The 12,987-nt window shown below is 59.0% G+C and carries 16 protein-coding genes; 7 read left to right on the plus strand and 9 right to left on the minus strand.

Going from position 1 to position 12,987, the window contains the following annotated elements; all coding sequences use genetic code 11:
* Positions 1–49: 49 nt before the first annotated feature.
* Both RSK20926_RS18940 and zapE read right to left on the minus strand, forming a co-directional pair.
* Complete coding sequence (locus RSK20926_RS18940) at positions 50–955, minus strand: bestrophin family protein (protein WP_008209210.1); 906 nt, start codon at positions 953–955, stop codon at positions 50–52.
* The gene (zapE, locus tag RSK20926_RS18945) at positions 952–2,037 is read right to left on the minus strand and encodes a cell division protein ZapE (RefSeq protein WP_008209211.1); all 1,086 of its coding nucleotides are present in this window, start codon (positions 2,035–2,037) and stop codon (positions 952–954) included. The genes RSK20926_RS18940 and zapE overlap by 4 nt, the downstream gene beginning before the upstream one ends.
* 355 nt (positions 2,038–2,392) lie before the next feature.
* Between zapE and RSK20926_RS18950 the strand changes: the two genes are divergently transcribed.
* The 3 genes from RSK20926_RS18950 to RSK20926_RS18960 all read left to right on the plus strand — a co-directional run bounded on the left by RSK20926_RS18950 (position 2,393) and on the right by RSK20926_RS18960 (position 4,604).
* Positions 2,393–2,653, plus strand: a complete 261-nt coding sequence (locus RSK20926_RS18950; RefSeq protein ID WP_008209213.1) for a YjhX family toxin — start codon at positions 2,393–2,395, stop codon at positions 2,651–2,653.
* A gap of 12 nt (positions 2,654–2,665) precedes the next feature.
* The gene (locus tag RSK20926_RS18955) at positions 2,666–3,163 is read left to right on the plus strand and encodes a GNAT family N-acetyltransferase (protein ID WP_008209214.1); all 498 of its coding nucleotides are present in this window, start codon (positions 2,666–2,668) and stop codon (positions 3,161–3,163) included.
* Positions 3,164–3,365: 202 nt separating this feature from the next.
* Positions 3,366–4,604: an MFS transporter gene (locus RSK20926_RS18960; protein ID WP_008209215.1), complete on the plus strand. Its 1,239-nt coding sequence runs from the start codon at positions 3,366–3,368 to the stop codon at positions 4,602–4,604.
* Positions 4,605–4,727: 123 nt separating this feature from the next.
* Here the strand turns inward: RSK20926_RS18960 and RSK20926_RS18965 are convergent, their stop codons facing one another.
* The 5 genes from RSK20926_RS18965 to RSK20926_RS18985 all read right to left on the minus strand — a co-directional run bounded on the left by RSK20926_RS18965 (position 4,728) and on the right by RSK20926_RS18985 (position 8,887).
* A complete protein-coding gene (locus RSK20926_RS18965) occupies positions 4,728–5,678 on the minus strand; it encodes an alpha/beta fold hydrolase (RefSeq protein WP_008209217.1) in 951 nt (316 codons plus the stop codon).
* A complete protein-coding gene (locus RSK20926_RS18970; RefSeq protein ID WP_008209220.1) occupies positions 5,660–6,580 on the minus strand; it encodes an ornithine cyclodeaminase family protein in 921 nt (306 codons plus the stop codon). The genes RSK20926_RS18965 and RSK20926_RS18970 overlap by 19 nt, the downstream gene beginning before the upstream one ends.
* Positions 6,577–7,197, minus strand: a complete 621-nt coding sequence (locus tag RSK20926_RS18975) for an HAD family hydrolase (RefSeq protein ID WP_008209222.1) — start codon at positions 7,195–7,197, stop codon at positions 6,577–6,579. Before RSK20926_RS18975 ends, RSK20926_RS18970 begins: the two co-directional genes overlap by 4 nt.
* Before the next feature lie 14 nt (positions 7,198–7,211).
* Positions 7,212–8,174 carry a DMT family transporter gene (locus RSK20926_RS18980; protein WP_008209225.1) on the minus strand — a complete coding sequence of 321 codons (963 nt, stop codon included), beginning with the start codon at positions 8,172–8,174 and terminating at the stop codon, positions 7,212–7,214.
* 110 nt (positions 8,175–8,284) lie between these two features.
* Entirely contained in the window at positions 8,285–8,887 is a 603-nt protein-coding gene (locus tag RSK20926_RS18985; RefSeq protein ID WP_008209227.1) for a TetR/AcrR family transcriptional regulator, read from the minus strand.
* Between the two features lie 121 nt (positions 8,888–9,008).
* Here RSK20926_RS18985 and RSK20926_RS18990 point away from each other — a divergent pair, with 121 nt between their 5' ends.
* The 4 genes from RSK20926_RS18990 to RSK20926_RS19005 all read left to right on the plus strand — a co-directional run bounded on the left by RSK20926_RS18990 (position 9,009) and on the right by RSK20926_RS19005 (position 10,985).
* Complete coding sequence (locus tag RSK20926_RS18990) at positions 9,009–9,329, plus strand: YciI family protein (protein WP_008209229.1); 321 nt, start codon at positions 9,009–9,011, stop codon at positions 9,327–9,329.
* A 10-nt stretch (positions 9,330–9,339) separates the two neighbouring features.
* Positions 9,340–9,777, plus strand: a complete 438-nt coding sequence (locus tag RSK20926_RS18995; RefSeq protein ID WP_008209231.1) for an MAPEG family protein — start codon at positions 9,340–9,342, stop codon at positions 9,775–9,777.
* Positions 9,778–9,895: 118 nt separating this feature from the next.
* Positions 9,896–10,243 (plus strand): NIPSNAP family protein, encoded by a 348-nt coding sequence (locus tag RSK20926_RS19000; protein ID WP_037255812.1) that lies wholly within the window; start codon positions 9,896–9,898, stop codon positions 10,241–10,243.
* 94 nt (positions 10,244–10,337) lie between these two features.
* Positions 10,338–10,985 (plus strand): hypothetical protein, encoded by a 648-nt coding sequence (locus tag RSK20926_RS19005; protein WP_008209233.1) that lies wholly within the window; start codon positions 10,338–10,340, stop codon positions 10,983–10,985.
* On the opposite strand, the gene RSK20926_RS19010 is transcribed toward RSK20926_RS19005, so the two are convergent.
* Positions 10,986–11,441 carry a YaiI/YqxD family protein gene (locus tag RSK20926_RS19010; RefSeq protein WP_037255867.1) on the minus strand — a complete coding sequence of 152 codons (456 nt, stop codon included), beginning with the start codon at positions 11,439–11,441 and terminating at the stop codon, positions 10,986–10,988.
* A gap of 11 nt (positions 11,442–11,452) precedes the next feature.
* Complete coding sequence (gene sthA / locus RSK20926_RS19015) at positions 11,453–12,985, minus strand: Si-specific NAD(P)(+) transhydrogenase (RefSeq protein WP_008209235.1); 1,533 nt, start codon at positions 12,983–12,985, stop codon at positions 11,453–11,455.
* Between the last annotated feature and the right edge of the window lie 2 nt (positions 12,986–12,987).

Raw genomic sequence — 12,987 nt, forward strand, 5'->3', positions numbered from 1 at the left:
GCCTGGCGCCGCTGGTGCGGCGCGGCAATAAGGCAAGAAGGGGAGCGTGCTAGTCCAAAATATAGTTCACCGGTTCTAGTCTGGGCGGGACGGGATGTTCGAGCGCATTGCAGACTGAGATTTCCATCACCCGGCACATGGCGCTGAGAGGGACGGAATTGGCCTGTTTCTTGAAGGGGTGCTCCAACTCATGAGTGACCTCAGCCAGCCCGAAGAAGACATAGGCGGCCACCGCAGCCACCAAGGGTTCGAACCAACCGGCAGTGTCCAGGAGGGCGAAGGGTAGAATCAGGCAATAGACATAGGTCGTGCGCCAGACCAGCAGGGAATAGACAAAGGGCAGGGGCGTGGTCAGCAGGCGCTCATTGCCGGCCTGTGCGGCGGGAAAGGCCGCCAGTCGTTCCGCCAGCGCCCTTTGGCCGAAGCCATCAATCTTGCCCTCTTCGGCCATTTCGCGCAGTCGGGTGGCAATATCGCGCAGTGCCGCATTGGGGGCATTGGCGTTTTTCAAAAACTCTTCTGCTGCCGCATCGCCAACCCAGTGCTGGACAACCTCGGCCACCTCATCACCCCGCAGCTGCGCACGGTGCAGATGGTGAAACGCCAGTATGCGCCGCAAAATGTATTCCTCATCCGGGCCGCGACCGGCAAAGATCCTGAGCTCCTGGGCAAAACTGCGCACATCGGAAACCATGCGTCCCCAGATCTTGCGCGCCTCCCACCAGCGTTCATAAGCGGCGTTGTTGCGAAAGCTGAGGAAGAGCGACAGGGCGAGGCCGAAAATCCCCATGGCCCCGATCGAAATCCGGGGCATGGACAGCACATAGCGGTCAAGGATCAACAGCAGTAGGGCCCAGAGGGCAGCGCCGATGATATTGGGCATGATCCGGGGCACGACCGAGCCATTTAGGATCAGGAACAGCTCCCAGCGGCGTGGCGTTTCGCGGAGGATCATTGGCCCCGATCACCCCAGTCGTCGCCCCAATCCTTATCCTGCATTTCGCGCAGGCGCGAGGCGGTGCGTTCGAACTCAAAGGTGCCTTCACCTTCGACGTAGAGCATCTCTGGCTGGGCCGCTGCCGAACAGATCAGCCGGACCTTGGCCTCATAAAGCGCATCAATCAGGGTAACGAAGCGCTTGGCCTCATTGAAGTTGTTGCGGGACAGGCGCGGGATATCCTCCAAGACCAGGACCTTCACCTCCTCGGCGATGGCCAGATAGTCGCCCGGCCCCAGCATCTTGCCGCATAGGTCAAAGAAGGTCGCGCGTGCCACGCCATTGCGGAACTCTGGCAGGGTGACCTCACGGCCCTTGACCTCCAGCGTCAGAGGCAGCGCATCCCCGCCAGAGAGGTCCTGCCAGATCGCACGTATCTGGCTGCGGGCCTCGGAATTTACAGGGGCAAAATAGACCTCACTGCCCTTCAACCGGTCCTGACGGTAATCAACCGGAGAGACCATCTCCCAGATTTCCATCTTATCCTTGATAAGATCGATAAAGGGCAGGAAGAGCTGGCGGTTCAATCCGTTTTTATAAAGGTCATCGGGCACCCGGTTGGAGGTGGTGACAACGGTGACCTTGGCGGCAAAGAGTGCTTCGAACAGGCGACCTACGATCATCGCATCGGTGATGTCGGTGATCTGCATCTCGTCAAAGGCGAGGAGACGCACCGAGTCTGCCACTTCTTGGGCGACCGGTGCCAGCGCATCCTGCACCCCCTCTTCGCGGGCCCTGTGCATCTTGGCGTGGATTTCCTGCATGAAGGCATGGAAATGCACCCGGCGCGCAGGGATATCGCCCAGACTGTCGACAAAGAGATCCATCAACATGGATTTGCCGCGCCCGACCCCGCCCCATAGGTAGAGGCCCTTGACCTCCTGGAACTCTGCTTTGCGGAAAAAGCCTTTTTTCACCGGCTCCGCCCGTAGCCCATCGGTGATGCGATCAAACAGCGGCAGAACCGCTTCCTGCGCAGGATCCGGTTTAAGCTCCCCGGCGGCGATTTTTTCGGCGTAAAGCGTGCTGAGATGGGTCATGGGCAAGACTTATCCGGTTGAGGTGATGAAGAAAAGTCGTAGTGCAAAACCGTGGCAGAGCGACGCGACGAAAGGCTCGGAAGGTGGCTTTGGTTGGTCATGTACGCAAATCTTTTTTGTGGGAGGGACAAAATATGTGGCGCAAACAAGAGTTTGAAAACCAATTGACCCAGGTCGCAGAAAATCCTAGCAGAAGATTATTGACCAATCCTCTTACGCGGGAATTGTAGATGTTGGAGCTTGTTACGAAACACTGATCATCGCCGGTGCGCCGGGGTGATCATTTGAAACCGGGCCAGGGCAGGATGCTGCCAGGCACCGGGTTTCTTTTGTGTTTCACAAAACAGGTCAAACAATGAATATCTCAAAACAGGAACAGCGCGTGTTGCATGTGCTGGCTCAGGGTGGGCAGATCCGCTTTGAGCGCGGCTCCAATGGCAAATTGCTGGAGGTCGGGTGTTTTACCCATGACGGCATGTTGCTGTCGGATTGCACGATCACCGTGGTGTCGAAACTGCGGCGCAAACGGCTGATTGAATCGCGTCATTCGGCGCCCTACCGTATTTCGGCCCTGGGGCGGCGTTCTGTTCGGTCCCAAGTAAACAATCGCACCTGAGGAGGGCGGCACATGGACATACGTCAAGAAACTGAAGGTGACATCGCCGCGATTCGTAAGGTGACCGAAGCGGCCTTTGCCCTGGCGGAGCACAGCTCTGGCACCGAGGCGCAGATTGTCGACAGTCTGCGTCAGAGTGGTGGTCTTTATCTATCACTGGTAGCGGTGCAGGAGGGGGAGGTCCTGGGCCACCTGGCCTTCTCACCCATTCGGATTGCGGGGCAGGAGTGCGGCTGGCTTGGTTTAGGGCCGGTCTCGACCCGGCCAGATCAGCAGCGCAAAGGCATCGGCAAGGCCCTGATCGAGGCTGGGCTTGCAAAGCTTCGGGAAAAGGGTGTTGCGGGCTGCACCGTATTGGGAGATCCGGGCTATTATGGGCGCTTTGGTTTTGTTGCCGATGGGCAATTGCACTTTGCCGGGGTGCCGCCAGAGTACTTTATGAGCCTGAGTTTCGTGGGCTCCACTCCCAAAGGTGAAGTCACCTATGCACCTGCTTTTTATGAAGAATAAGACGTAGTTGTTTTGCGCCTTAGATATAAATTTGGCTGTCCCGCCGGTCGCGGGGCGGCCCTTGACCCTCGGCTGAGTAATCTGCCGCAGGGTTCACCTGGAAGATTTCACATCAATTTTGTTTAACTCGGCCAGCAAAATCTTTGATTTGACCGAGGCCACGTTTTCCATAGCCTTGGCAGGCTGATTTGGAGGAAGGCTTATGCCGCGCGCGACACCCCTGTTTACACCAGTCCTGATTGTGGGCTGCATCATCATCATGGCGAGTTTTGCCGTTCGAGCCTCCTTTGGGGTCTTTCAGATCCCCATCGCGGAGGAGTTCGGCTGGCTCAGGGCGGAATTCTCGCTGGCGATTGCGATCCAGAACCTTGCCTGGGGTGTCGGACAGCCGATTTTTGGCGCCATCGCGGAAAAGATAGGTGATCGCAAGGCGATTATCCTGGGTGCGATCATCTATGCAGCTGGCCTGGTGTTGAGTGCGGGCGCAACCACGCCGTTTGAGATGCAAGCCTATGAATGGCTGGTGGGCTTTGGTATTGCCGGAACCGGCTTTGGCGTGGTGCTGGCGGTTGTCGGCCGGGCCAGCTCGGATGAGAACCGCTCCATGTCGCTGGCGATCGTCACCGCTGCGGGCTCTGCCGGACAAATCATCGGCGCGCCAACGGCCGAATTCCTTTTGGGGATGATGTCCTGGCAGATGGTGTTCATGGTCTTTGCCGGTACGGTTCTGGCACTGATCCTGACCTTGCCGCTGATGCGGGCACCGGCTGCGGCCAGCAAGGCGGAGCTGGAGGAGAGCATGGGGCAAATCCTGACCCGCGCCTTCAAAGATCCCTCTTATACGCTGATCTTTCTGGGCTTTTTCTCCTGCGGTTATCAGCTGGCCTTTATTACTGCGCATTTCCCTGCCTTTGTGACCGAGATGTGTGGCCCGATCCTGCCCGGAGGTGTCCTGCATAGCATGGGGGTTACAACCACCTCGGCGCTGGGGGCGGTTTCGATTGCCCTCATTGGTGCCTCCAATGTTGGGGGCACATTGATGGCGGGCTGGCTGGGCAATCGCTACAGCAAGAAATACCTCTTGGCGGGGATCTATACTGCGCGCACCGTTGTTGCTGCGGTCTTTATCCTGATGCCGATCACGCCGATGTCGGTGATCGTCTTTTCGGTGGTTATGGGGTCGCTCTGGCTGGCAACCGTGCCACTGACCTCGGGGCTGATCGCGCATCTCTATGGGCTGCGCTACATGGGCACTCTCTATGGGATCGTTTTCTTCAGCCATCAGTTGGGCGGCTTTCTGGGGGTTTGGCTCGGCGGACGGATGTATGACGTCTATGGAGACTACACCTTTGTTTGGTGGATCGGCGTCGCGGTTGGGGCCTTCAGCGCCATCGTGCATCTACCGGTACGCGAAACAAGCCCAAAGGCAGTGGCCGCCTAAACAGGCGCCCTGGAGCTGAGGCGGAGCAGCACAAGCTATGTTGTGTGAAAAGACTTGCGGCGCATGGAGGAGATCGAAATCTCTCCGATGCGCCGCATTCATTTTGCCAGAAGCCAGAAGGGGCTATATGAGCCCCTTGCGGTGGTGGGCGGCGATGATCTCCAGCACCTCATCGGTGTGGGTATAGGGCAGCCCATGGCCGGCCTCTGCGACCTCGACCTGTTTGGCAGAGCGGGCAACTTCGGTCAGTTTGCCAACCGAGCTGACCGGCACCACATCATCGATGCCGCCCCAGATGGCCAGAATCGGCACGCCCTGACGGTGGATATGGCGCAGATCCTCTGCCCGATCTTCACTGAGGATGCCGCGGAGCGAGGAAAGAACTGCAGGCACAAAGCCCTTGTAGTTCAGCTCACGCTGCTGCAGGTCGATGATGCCCGGGACCGAACTGGGCAACTGGCGTTCCGCTTCGGTGCCCCGGATGTGCAGCCGGGGGTATGCCGCATGCATCAACCAATCACCCAGACCGGGGCGGTTGCGGATGAACTCACCAATCTTGCCGGGATTGGTCTTTAGCCCCGCAGAGGCCAGCAGGACCAGCTCCCGCACCTTATCGGGATGCGCGGCAGTATAGGCGGTAGCGATGGCGCCGCCCATGGAATAGCCAAGCAGGGTGAAGTCGTCGCTAATCCCTTCGTGCTCCAGCAGCTCTTCGAGCTGGGAGAGGAAAAAGGTCCGATCCTGTACTCCCTGCGGTCGGTCGGAATATCCACGGCCATAAAGATCATAGACCAGCACGCGATAGCCTTTTTCCGCCAGCCCTTCCGCCAAGCCATGCCAGACGAAAGAGGGCGTGGTGAGCCCATGCACACAGACCGCAATGGGGCCACGCCGGGGGCCAATCCACTGGTAATGCGTTAGCCCTGCGGAGAGAGAGGCAAACTCCCCCGGGGCCTCATTGCGCGCCGAAGGTCCCATGGTTTTGCGCAGGCCTTCGCGCAGCAGCGGGAAAACCGCCAGGGCGAGCAGAGCCAGCAGGATCAGCAGCAGCCAGCTCATCTGGAGGCTTTCCATTTTTGCAGGATGTGATGGCTGGTCATCAGGTCCAGATGCGCTCCGCCACCGTTCTTGAACAGGGTGATCTCATCAGGGTTAAAGGCGGGGAACGCACTTAGCCCGTAGAAATCTGCCAAAACATCGCTGCGCTGGATCACACCTTCGGCCAGAGGCGTTTTGAACTCACCAATATGGTCCAGCGTGGTGTCAAAGCTATCGCAATAGATCCGGGAGACCTGCAGGGCTTTGTCATCTGCCTCACGCATGTCCGGGCGATAGGCCCCAATCATGTTGAGATGTTGACCGGGACGCAGCCAGTCGCCCAGAATCACCGGTGAGGAGGACATGGTGCAGGTGACAATGATGTCAGCTGCACGAACGCCAGCTTCCAGATCCGGGACCACTTCGGTCCCTGGGTAGGCCTTTGTCAGTTCCTCTGCCTTGGACTGGGTCCGGTTCCAGATCCGGATCTGCGCCTGCGGATAGGTGGCGTTGAAACATTCGATCAGAGAGGCGGCAACCGTACCGGCTCCGACGATCAGCACCTCACGGCTATCGGGATTGGCCAGGCGCAGCGCTCCCAAGAGCGTATCCCCTGCGGTTTTCCACTTGGTCACCAGATGGAAGTCCACCAGCGCCTCCAGGGTGCCGTCCTGATCGGAATAAAGGCAGACCGAGCCGTTGATCATCGGTTTGCCCGCATCATGGTTCCCGGGGAAGATATTCGCGGTCTTTACCGCCAGGCCCATGCCATCGATCCAGGCCGATCGGCTGAGCAGGGTGTCCTGGTCCCGGTAAAGAAAGGTATCGCCAATCTCGGCCTTGGGCAGATTGTGCCCCGCCGCCAGGCCTTCCGCAAAGCTAAGCCAATCCAAAAGGCTCTCGCCTTCGTCGAATCCGATAATAGGAATGCTGCTCATTGGGCCTCCTTTGCCGTCAGTAACCCGGCCTCAACCAGACGCGCGGCCCAGCCCTCCGGTGTTGTGAATAGATGTGTTTGCCAACCGCGCGCTTGGGCCGCGGCGGTATTTTCTGGCCGGTCATCTGCAAAAATCAGTGCTCCCGGAGCGATGCCGGTCTGCTGCTCGAGGATCTGGTAGATTTCAGGGTCCGGTTTGATGCAGCCCAGATGGCCCGAGATGCAGGCGTGGTCGAATTCTTCCAGAACCGGAAAGGCTTCGCGGGCCAGATCAAAGGTGCCGATGCCAAAATTGCTGAGAGCAAAGACCGGCACGCCGTTCTGGCGCAACTGTCGCAGCAGCCGGATGGACTGGGGAATGTCGCTATGGGCGAACTCCAGCCAGCTGTCGTGCCAGTGGCGGATCTCTTCGGCCCAGTCGGGATGGGCCTCTGCCAGAGAATAAACTGATTCCCGGAAGGGATCGCCACGATCCAGCCCCAGGTTCATCTCGTGCAGCGGCACCTCGCGAAACAATCTCTGCCGTGCCTCTTTGCCAAGGCGGGCATCATAGAAACGCTCCGGGTCCCACTTTACCAGTACATTCCCAATATCGAAAACAACTGCCTCTGCACGCATATCATTTATCACTCTTAGCCTGTTGATCGGGGTCTTGGCCGATTCACCGGTCGATTGTTGCGGGTTTCCCGCCAGAGAGAAACAAGACCGGAGCCAATGATCAAGGCGCTGCCGCACCAAACTTGCAAATTGGGCCATTCCTGAAAGACCAGAATACCCCAGAGCACCGCCATGGGCATGGCGATGTACTCAAAGGGGGCAACCAGCCCCGCTTCGCAGAGACGATAGGCCAGGCTGACCATATAGCCGCCGCCAGCTGCGGTGACACCCAGAGCAATGAAGAGCCACCAATCGTCTGCTGCAGGCCAGTGCCAGGCGCGCAGGATGAAATCCGCGGCAGCATTGTCGCCGGTGGCAAAACGCCCATCACCGGTGATGAGGCCAACCGCAGCGCTTACCAGGAGAAACCCCATCGACGGATAAAAGGAGAGAGCTGCCGCGCTATCCGCGCCACCTGCGCGCCGGGTCAACACATGCAAGGTGGCATAGCCGCAGGCGCCCAGAAAGGGCAGGATGGCGGCGGCCTGAAAGGTGCCTGTTCCGGGCCGCATGATGATCACTACCCCCAGAAACCCCACTGCAACGGCGCTCCACCGCCAGGGACCGGGGCGCTCCCCAAGGAGGACTACGGAGAGAGCCGTCACCACCAGAGGTGTGGCAAAGCCAATGGCAACCGCATCGGCAATCGGCATCACCGCAAGGCCCGTGTAGAAACAGATATTGGCAAAGAGCACTGCCAAGCAGCGGGTCAGATGCAGCCTGGGCTGCCGGGTGCGCAGCACATGATAGCCGCCCTCCAGCGGTACAATGATCAACAGAAGGATCGACATGGCCACGGCTGAACGGATCAGCACCATCTGATAAAGCGGGTAATCGCCAGAGAGAAATTTGACGATGACATCAATGATCGAGAAACTGATTGCCGCGCCGGCAGCTGCGAATAACCCAACTAGGCTGACTTTGACTGCCTCGCTCATGATGGGGACCCTTAAATTGGCAAGTAACTCCTGATGTCTGGCGCAAAGCCTGCGGCCTTGCAATGGGGCGTTGGGTGCTGACCGAGTGCTGACCCAAAAGGGCTGACTGGCTACACCGCAGAAATCTGCGCCATGGCGCAGGCATGGGCAGCGGCGCGGATCTCTGAGGCGAGGTCCGAATCCGGCAGCGTGCGGGCAATGACCATGCCGCCCACGCAAAGCGCCGACAATGCAAGAGCGCGCTGGCGCAGATCCGGGTCATCCTCCCTCTCCGCTGCAGTGAGGCTGGCCTGAAACAATCCGGTCATGGCTTGCAATAGATCCTGGTAGGCGGCGCGCACCTCTGGGCTGGCGCGGGCCACATCCGAAGGCAGGGCGATCATCGGACATTGATCCTGCAACGCACCAAGATGCCTTGCAGAGAGGTAGCTATCCACCATTTGCGCCGCCATCTGTGGTGACAGCGCAGAGGGGTCGATCCCGGCGTCGTCACGCCATTCTGCACCCTTCCCCATCAGGAAACTGGCCACTGCCGCGGCAAAGAGCTGCTCTTTGGTTTGGAAGTGGTTGTAAAATCCCCCACGAGTGAGTCCCGCCCCGGCCATGACCATATCGATGGTGACCCCGTGATAACCATGCACGTTGAACAGGATCCGGGCCGCCTCTGTGATGCGGGACCGGGTGCGGTCCTTATGTTCTTTGCTATAGGGCATCGCTTTGCTCCCTTTATGGTCAATGCACAGTTCCAGTTTGGCAGAATTTTAAATATGTTCTTTAACATATTTTGTGGCAATCTAGTTTTGGCATCAGACAGTTCGAATCTAGGAGCAGAAGATGCAGAAATATGTCTTAGTCTATCGCGGCCACCCCGATTTTGAGAACCGCGAAGAGGGTGCCAACCATATGGAAGCCTGGCGCGCTTGGAGCGCTGGTTTGGGCGATCATATGGTTGATCCCGGCATGCCGGTCTCAGCGGTGCACCGGATCAACCCTAACCGCAGTGTGACGGCTGGTGATCCCAGCGACCCGCTGGCCGGCGTGACCATCATCCAGGCCGAGAGCATGGAACAAGCGGTAGAGCTGGCCTCCAAGTGCCCGCATCTGGATGCGGGTGGCAGCATGGAAGTGGCCGAAGCCATGGATATGGAAATGTAGGTGGCGCGTGATGACAGTCTTTGAGGCCCTACCCGCCCTCATCCCCTACCAGCCCGCCTTTCTGGTCATGGCGCTCTTATCCATGGTGGCAATTCTCTTGTCCTTCCTAGGGGCACCGCTGGCTTTCCTGTCCGGGGAACAGGTGCCGGGCATGCCCCTGCGGCAGGATCATGCAGCGCTGAGTTTCCGCGCTCTCAGGGCCTATTCCAACACGGTTGAGAATCTCCCGGCCTTTGCCTTGGCGCTGCTGGCTGCGATCATTGCCGGTGTCAGCCCCTTCTGGGTCAACACCCTCGCTTGGCTCTTCCTGGGGTTCCGGCTGGCCTATTGGGCGGTCTACTATGCTGGGCTGGGAAACCCGGCAGGGGGCCCACGCACAATGTGCTATGTTGGCGGGTTGACCAGCAATGCCGTTCTGGCGGGGCTTGCCATCTACGCCCTGTTGTAGGGCTCGTCCTTAGTCCATCGCCGATCCATTCTGATCGGCGATGGACCTGGTGACAGAAAGTCATTGGACCGTTGGGATCTGCTTCTCTAGCCCTTTTAGCGCAAAGAGGAGCTCTGAAATGATCACCTGTTATCTTACTTATGAAGTTGACCCGGATCAGCTAGAAGCGTTTGAAATCTATGCCAAAGCCTGGATCCCCTTGGTCGAACGCTTTGGTGGTGCGCACCATGGCTATTTCCTGCCCTACGAAAGCGCCAATGATCTGGCGGTGGCGCTGTTTTCCTTCCCTTCGCTGGCGACCTATGAGGAGTATCGCGCCAAGAGCTTTGAAGATGCCGATTGCCTCGCCGCCTTCAAGTTTGCCCAAGAAAACAAGATCATTCGCCGCTATGACCGAACCTTCCTGCGTCCGGTATTGGAAGGGGATTTGCAGCCCCTGCAGCAATTGACCGGCTGCGGCTCCTGAGGTCGGGGTGGGTTCAGAGATTTGGGGTTGGGCTCGCCTGTGCTAGAATGACTGGTATTATTTCTGTGTAGTCCATTCAGGCGAGGTGGGAATTATGCCCAAAAACGTTTCATCTGAAATCAAGGATTCGAAGGAAGACGGACCTCCGGAGCCATACAAAACCTACCTCCCGATAGGGTTTACGGCGGTTGTGGCGGTGCTGCTGGCGATGCATCTCTACAATGGCAAGGCAATCGACGATACCACCATCACCTTGCTGGGGGTGGCGGTCATTGTCTGGTTCATGCCCTTGGTGACACGTATCAAGATTGGCGGTAGCGAAATCGAATTGGGTCGGCGGGTGAACGATCTCGAAGCGCGCGAGACCAAGCTGAAAGAGATGATGGAGGCACTGGAAGCGACCAGTAAAAGGAGCGAAGAGCTTCTGGAGATGGTGACCGATGCCTCGATGGATGGCGGAGATAGCGGTGCGATCGCGGAGGAGGAATTGCCGCCGGAACAGCGGGCAGTGCTGCGGGCGCTTGCGGATACGCGCTATACGCTGCGAACCCTGACCGGGGTCTTCAAGGCGGTCCATAGCGAGGGCCTGGTGAAGTTCAGCCATCGCGGAGAGGTGGAAGCCGTGCTGAAGGACTTGCGGAACTCCGGCTTTGCCCGCTCAGCCATTGGCAAAAGCAAAACGACAGTCTGGGGGTTAACCCCCCAAGGGCGGGCACAGGTCGACCAGAATTGGAAGACGTAGTCAGCCTTTGACTGCTGCGCGGATTTCGCGTTCAAGCGCGTCAAGAAAACGGGAGCGGTCTGCCTTGGTGAAGCCCTTGCCAGAGCCGCCAGCACCCAGCGGGTTGGCGGCGCGCAGGTCCGCCATCAAGTCGCGCATCGCCAGCTGCTGACCGATATTGGCCTCGGTGAAACGCTCACCATTGTGGCGCAGGACCCGCGCACCGGCCTCGATGCATTTTGCGGCCAGGGGGATATCCCCGGTGACCACCACATCGCCCGGCCCGCATCGCTCGGCGATCCACATATCGGCCACGTCAGCGCCCTGATCGACGATGATATTCTCAACCAGCGGGTTGCGCGAGGGGCGCAGCCCGCCGTTGGAGACCACAAACATCTTGATCTTGTGGCGGGTGGCCACCCGCTCGGCCTCTTCCTTGACCGGGCAGGCATCCGCATCGATGTAAAGCGCGCTCACTTGATCGTCTTTCACTCGGCCGCTTTCTTGTCATCCGTTTTTTCCGCCTCGGCCTTTGCTTTCGGCTTTGACTTGGCGGCGGTTTTGGCGGGTTTCTTCACCTTGAACTCATCCGGGATCGGCATCCGGTTGAAGGCGTCGAGCCCGGCGATCTTATAGGCCTCGGCCAGGGTCGGATAGTTGAAGGTGTTCTGGACAAAGTAATCCACAGTGCCCTTGAGGTTCATTACCGCCTGGCCGATGTGGATCAGCTCCGTCGCGCCTTCGCCGACGATCTGCACGCCCAGCACCCGGCGGGTTTTCAGCGACAGGAGCATCTTCAGCATGCCATGCTCGATGCCCATGATATGCCCGCGCGAGGTCTCACGGAAGCGGGCGATGCCGACCTCATAGGGGATGCCGCGCTCTTGCAGCTCTTCCTCGGACATGCCGCAGGTGGACATCTCCGGCACCGAATAGATGCCATAGGGATACCAGGGGCTTTCCGGCAGGGTTGGGGTCTCCAGTGCGTGGCAGGCGGCAACCCGGCCCTGCTGCAGCGAGGTTGAGGCCAGCGAGGGATGGCCGATCACATCGCCGGTGGCATAGATATGCGGCACCGAGGTCTGGTAGGTCTTGCCATCCACCGAAAGACGCCCGCGATGATCGGTCTCAAGGCCCGCTGCCTCCAGCCCCAGAGACTGCGTTGCCCCCATGCGGCCGGCCGCAAAGAGCAGCATCTCGGCGCGCACATGGCGGCCATTTTCCAGCGTTACTTCGATATGGCTACCAGTGTCCTCGATCGATTCAATTGCGCTGCCAAGGCGCATATCAACTCCGTTTTCGCGGATCTGATGGGTGAATTCCTGGATCAATGTGCGGTCGATGAAATCGAGGAAGCTGTCGCGCGGTTCGATCAGGGTAACGCGGACGTCCAGCGCGGAGAACATGGTGGCATATTCAACACCGATAACCCCGGCGCCAACCACCACGAGCGAACGCGGGATCTGCCGCATCTCCAGGAACTCATCCCCATCGACCACGGTCTTGCCATTGAAGGGGACACTGTCTGGACGATAGGTGCGGGTGCCAGTGGCGATCAGGAACTTCTCAGCGGTGATGCGAGTGGTCTCACCTGCCTCTGTCGCCACTTCGATCTCATTGGGGCTGATGAACTTGGCCAGCCCATTGAGGGTATCCACGTGGTTGCGGTTGAACTGATGTTCCAGCACGTCGACCTCATGGTCGAGGGTCATATGCAGACGGGCTTTCAGGTCCTCGGCGTGGATCTCATCCTTGACCCGGTAGGAGCGCCCATAAAAGGAACGCTCGCGCCAGCCAGAGAGGTTGAGCACCGTTTCGCGCAGGGTCTTGGAGGGGATGGTGCCGGTATGCACCGAGACCCCGCCAAAACGATCCTTGCGATCGATGACCAGCACCCGGCGCTTCAACTTGCCCGCCTGGATCGCCGCAGAACGGCCCGATGGGCCGGAGCCGATGATCACCAGATCATAGTCATAGTCGAAATCGGTCATGGTTGGAGTGGCGGATGTGGATGCGGTCATGG

This window comes from Roseobacter sp. SK209-2-6, from assembly GCF_000169455.1.
Classification (GTDB): Bacteria; Pseudomonadota; Alphaproteobacteria; order Rhodobacterales; family Rhodobacteraceae; genus Pseudophaeobacter.

Bases quoted from the DNA above. Each gene is read 5' to 3' on its own strand.
- RSK20926_RS18940 (WP_008209210.1), bottom strand. From the start codon at position 955: ATGATCCTCCGCGAAACGCCACGCCGCTGGGAGCTGTTCCTGATCCTA.
- zapE (WP_008209211.1), bottom strand. From the start codon at position 2,037: ATGACCCATCTCAGCACGCTTTACGCCGAAAAAATCGCCGCCGGGGAG.
- RSK20926_RS18950 (WP_008209213.1), top strand. From the start codon at position 2,393: ATGAATATCTCAAAACAGGAACAGCGCGTGTTGCATGTGCTGGCTCAG.
- RSK20926_RS18955 (WP_008209214.1), top strand. From the start codon at position 2,666: ATGGACATACGTCAAGAAACTGAAGGTGACATCGCCGCGATTCGTAAG.
- RSK20926_RS18960 (WP_008209215.1), top strand. From the start codon at position 3,366: ATGCCGCGCGCGACACCCCTGTTTACACCAGTCCTGATTGTGGGCTGC.
- RSK20926_RS18965 (WP_008209217.1), bottom strand. From the start codon at position 5,678: ATGGAAAGCCTCCAGATGAGCTGGCTGCTGCTGATCCTGCTGGCTCTG.
- RSK20926_RS18970 (WP_008209220.1), bottom strand. From the start codon at position 6,580: ATGAGCAGCATTCCTATTATCGGATTCGACGAAGGCGAGAGCCTTTTG.
- RSK20926_RS18975 (WP_008209222.1), bottom strand. From the start codon at position 7,197: ATGCGTGCAGAGGCAGTTGTTTTCGATATTGGGAATGTACTGGTAAAG.
- RSK20926_RS18980 (WP_008209225.1), bottom strand. From the start codon at position 8,174: ATGAGCGAGGCAGTCAAAGTCAGCCTAGTTGGGTTATTCGCAGCTGCC.
- RSK20926_RS18985 (WP_008209227.1), bottom strand. From the start codon at position 8,887: ATGCCCTATAGCAAAGAACATAAGGACCGCACCCGGTCCCGCATCACA.
- RSK20926_RS18990 (WP_008209229.1), top strand. From the start codon at position 9,009: ATGCAGAAATATGTCTTAGTCTATCGCGGCCACCCCGATTTTGAGAAC.
- RSK20926_RS18995 (WP_008209231.1), top strand. From the start codon at position 9,340: ATGACAGTCTTTGAGGCCCTACCCGCCCTCATCCCCTACCAGCCCGCC.
- RSK20926_RS19000 (WP_037255812.1), top strand. From the start codon at position 9,896: ATGATCACCTGTTATCTTACTTATGAAGTTGACCCGGATCAGCTAGAA.
- RSK20926_RS19005 (WP_008209233.1), top strand. From the start codon at position 10,338: ATGCCCAAAAACGTTTCATCTGAAATCAAGGATTCGAAGGAAGACGGA.
- sthA (WP_008209235.1), bottom strand. From the start codon at position 12,985: ATGACCGCATCCACATCCGCCACTCCAACCATGACCGATTTCGACTAT.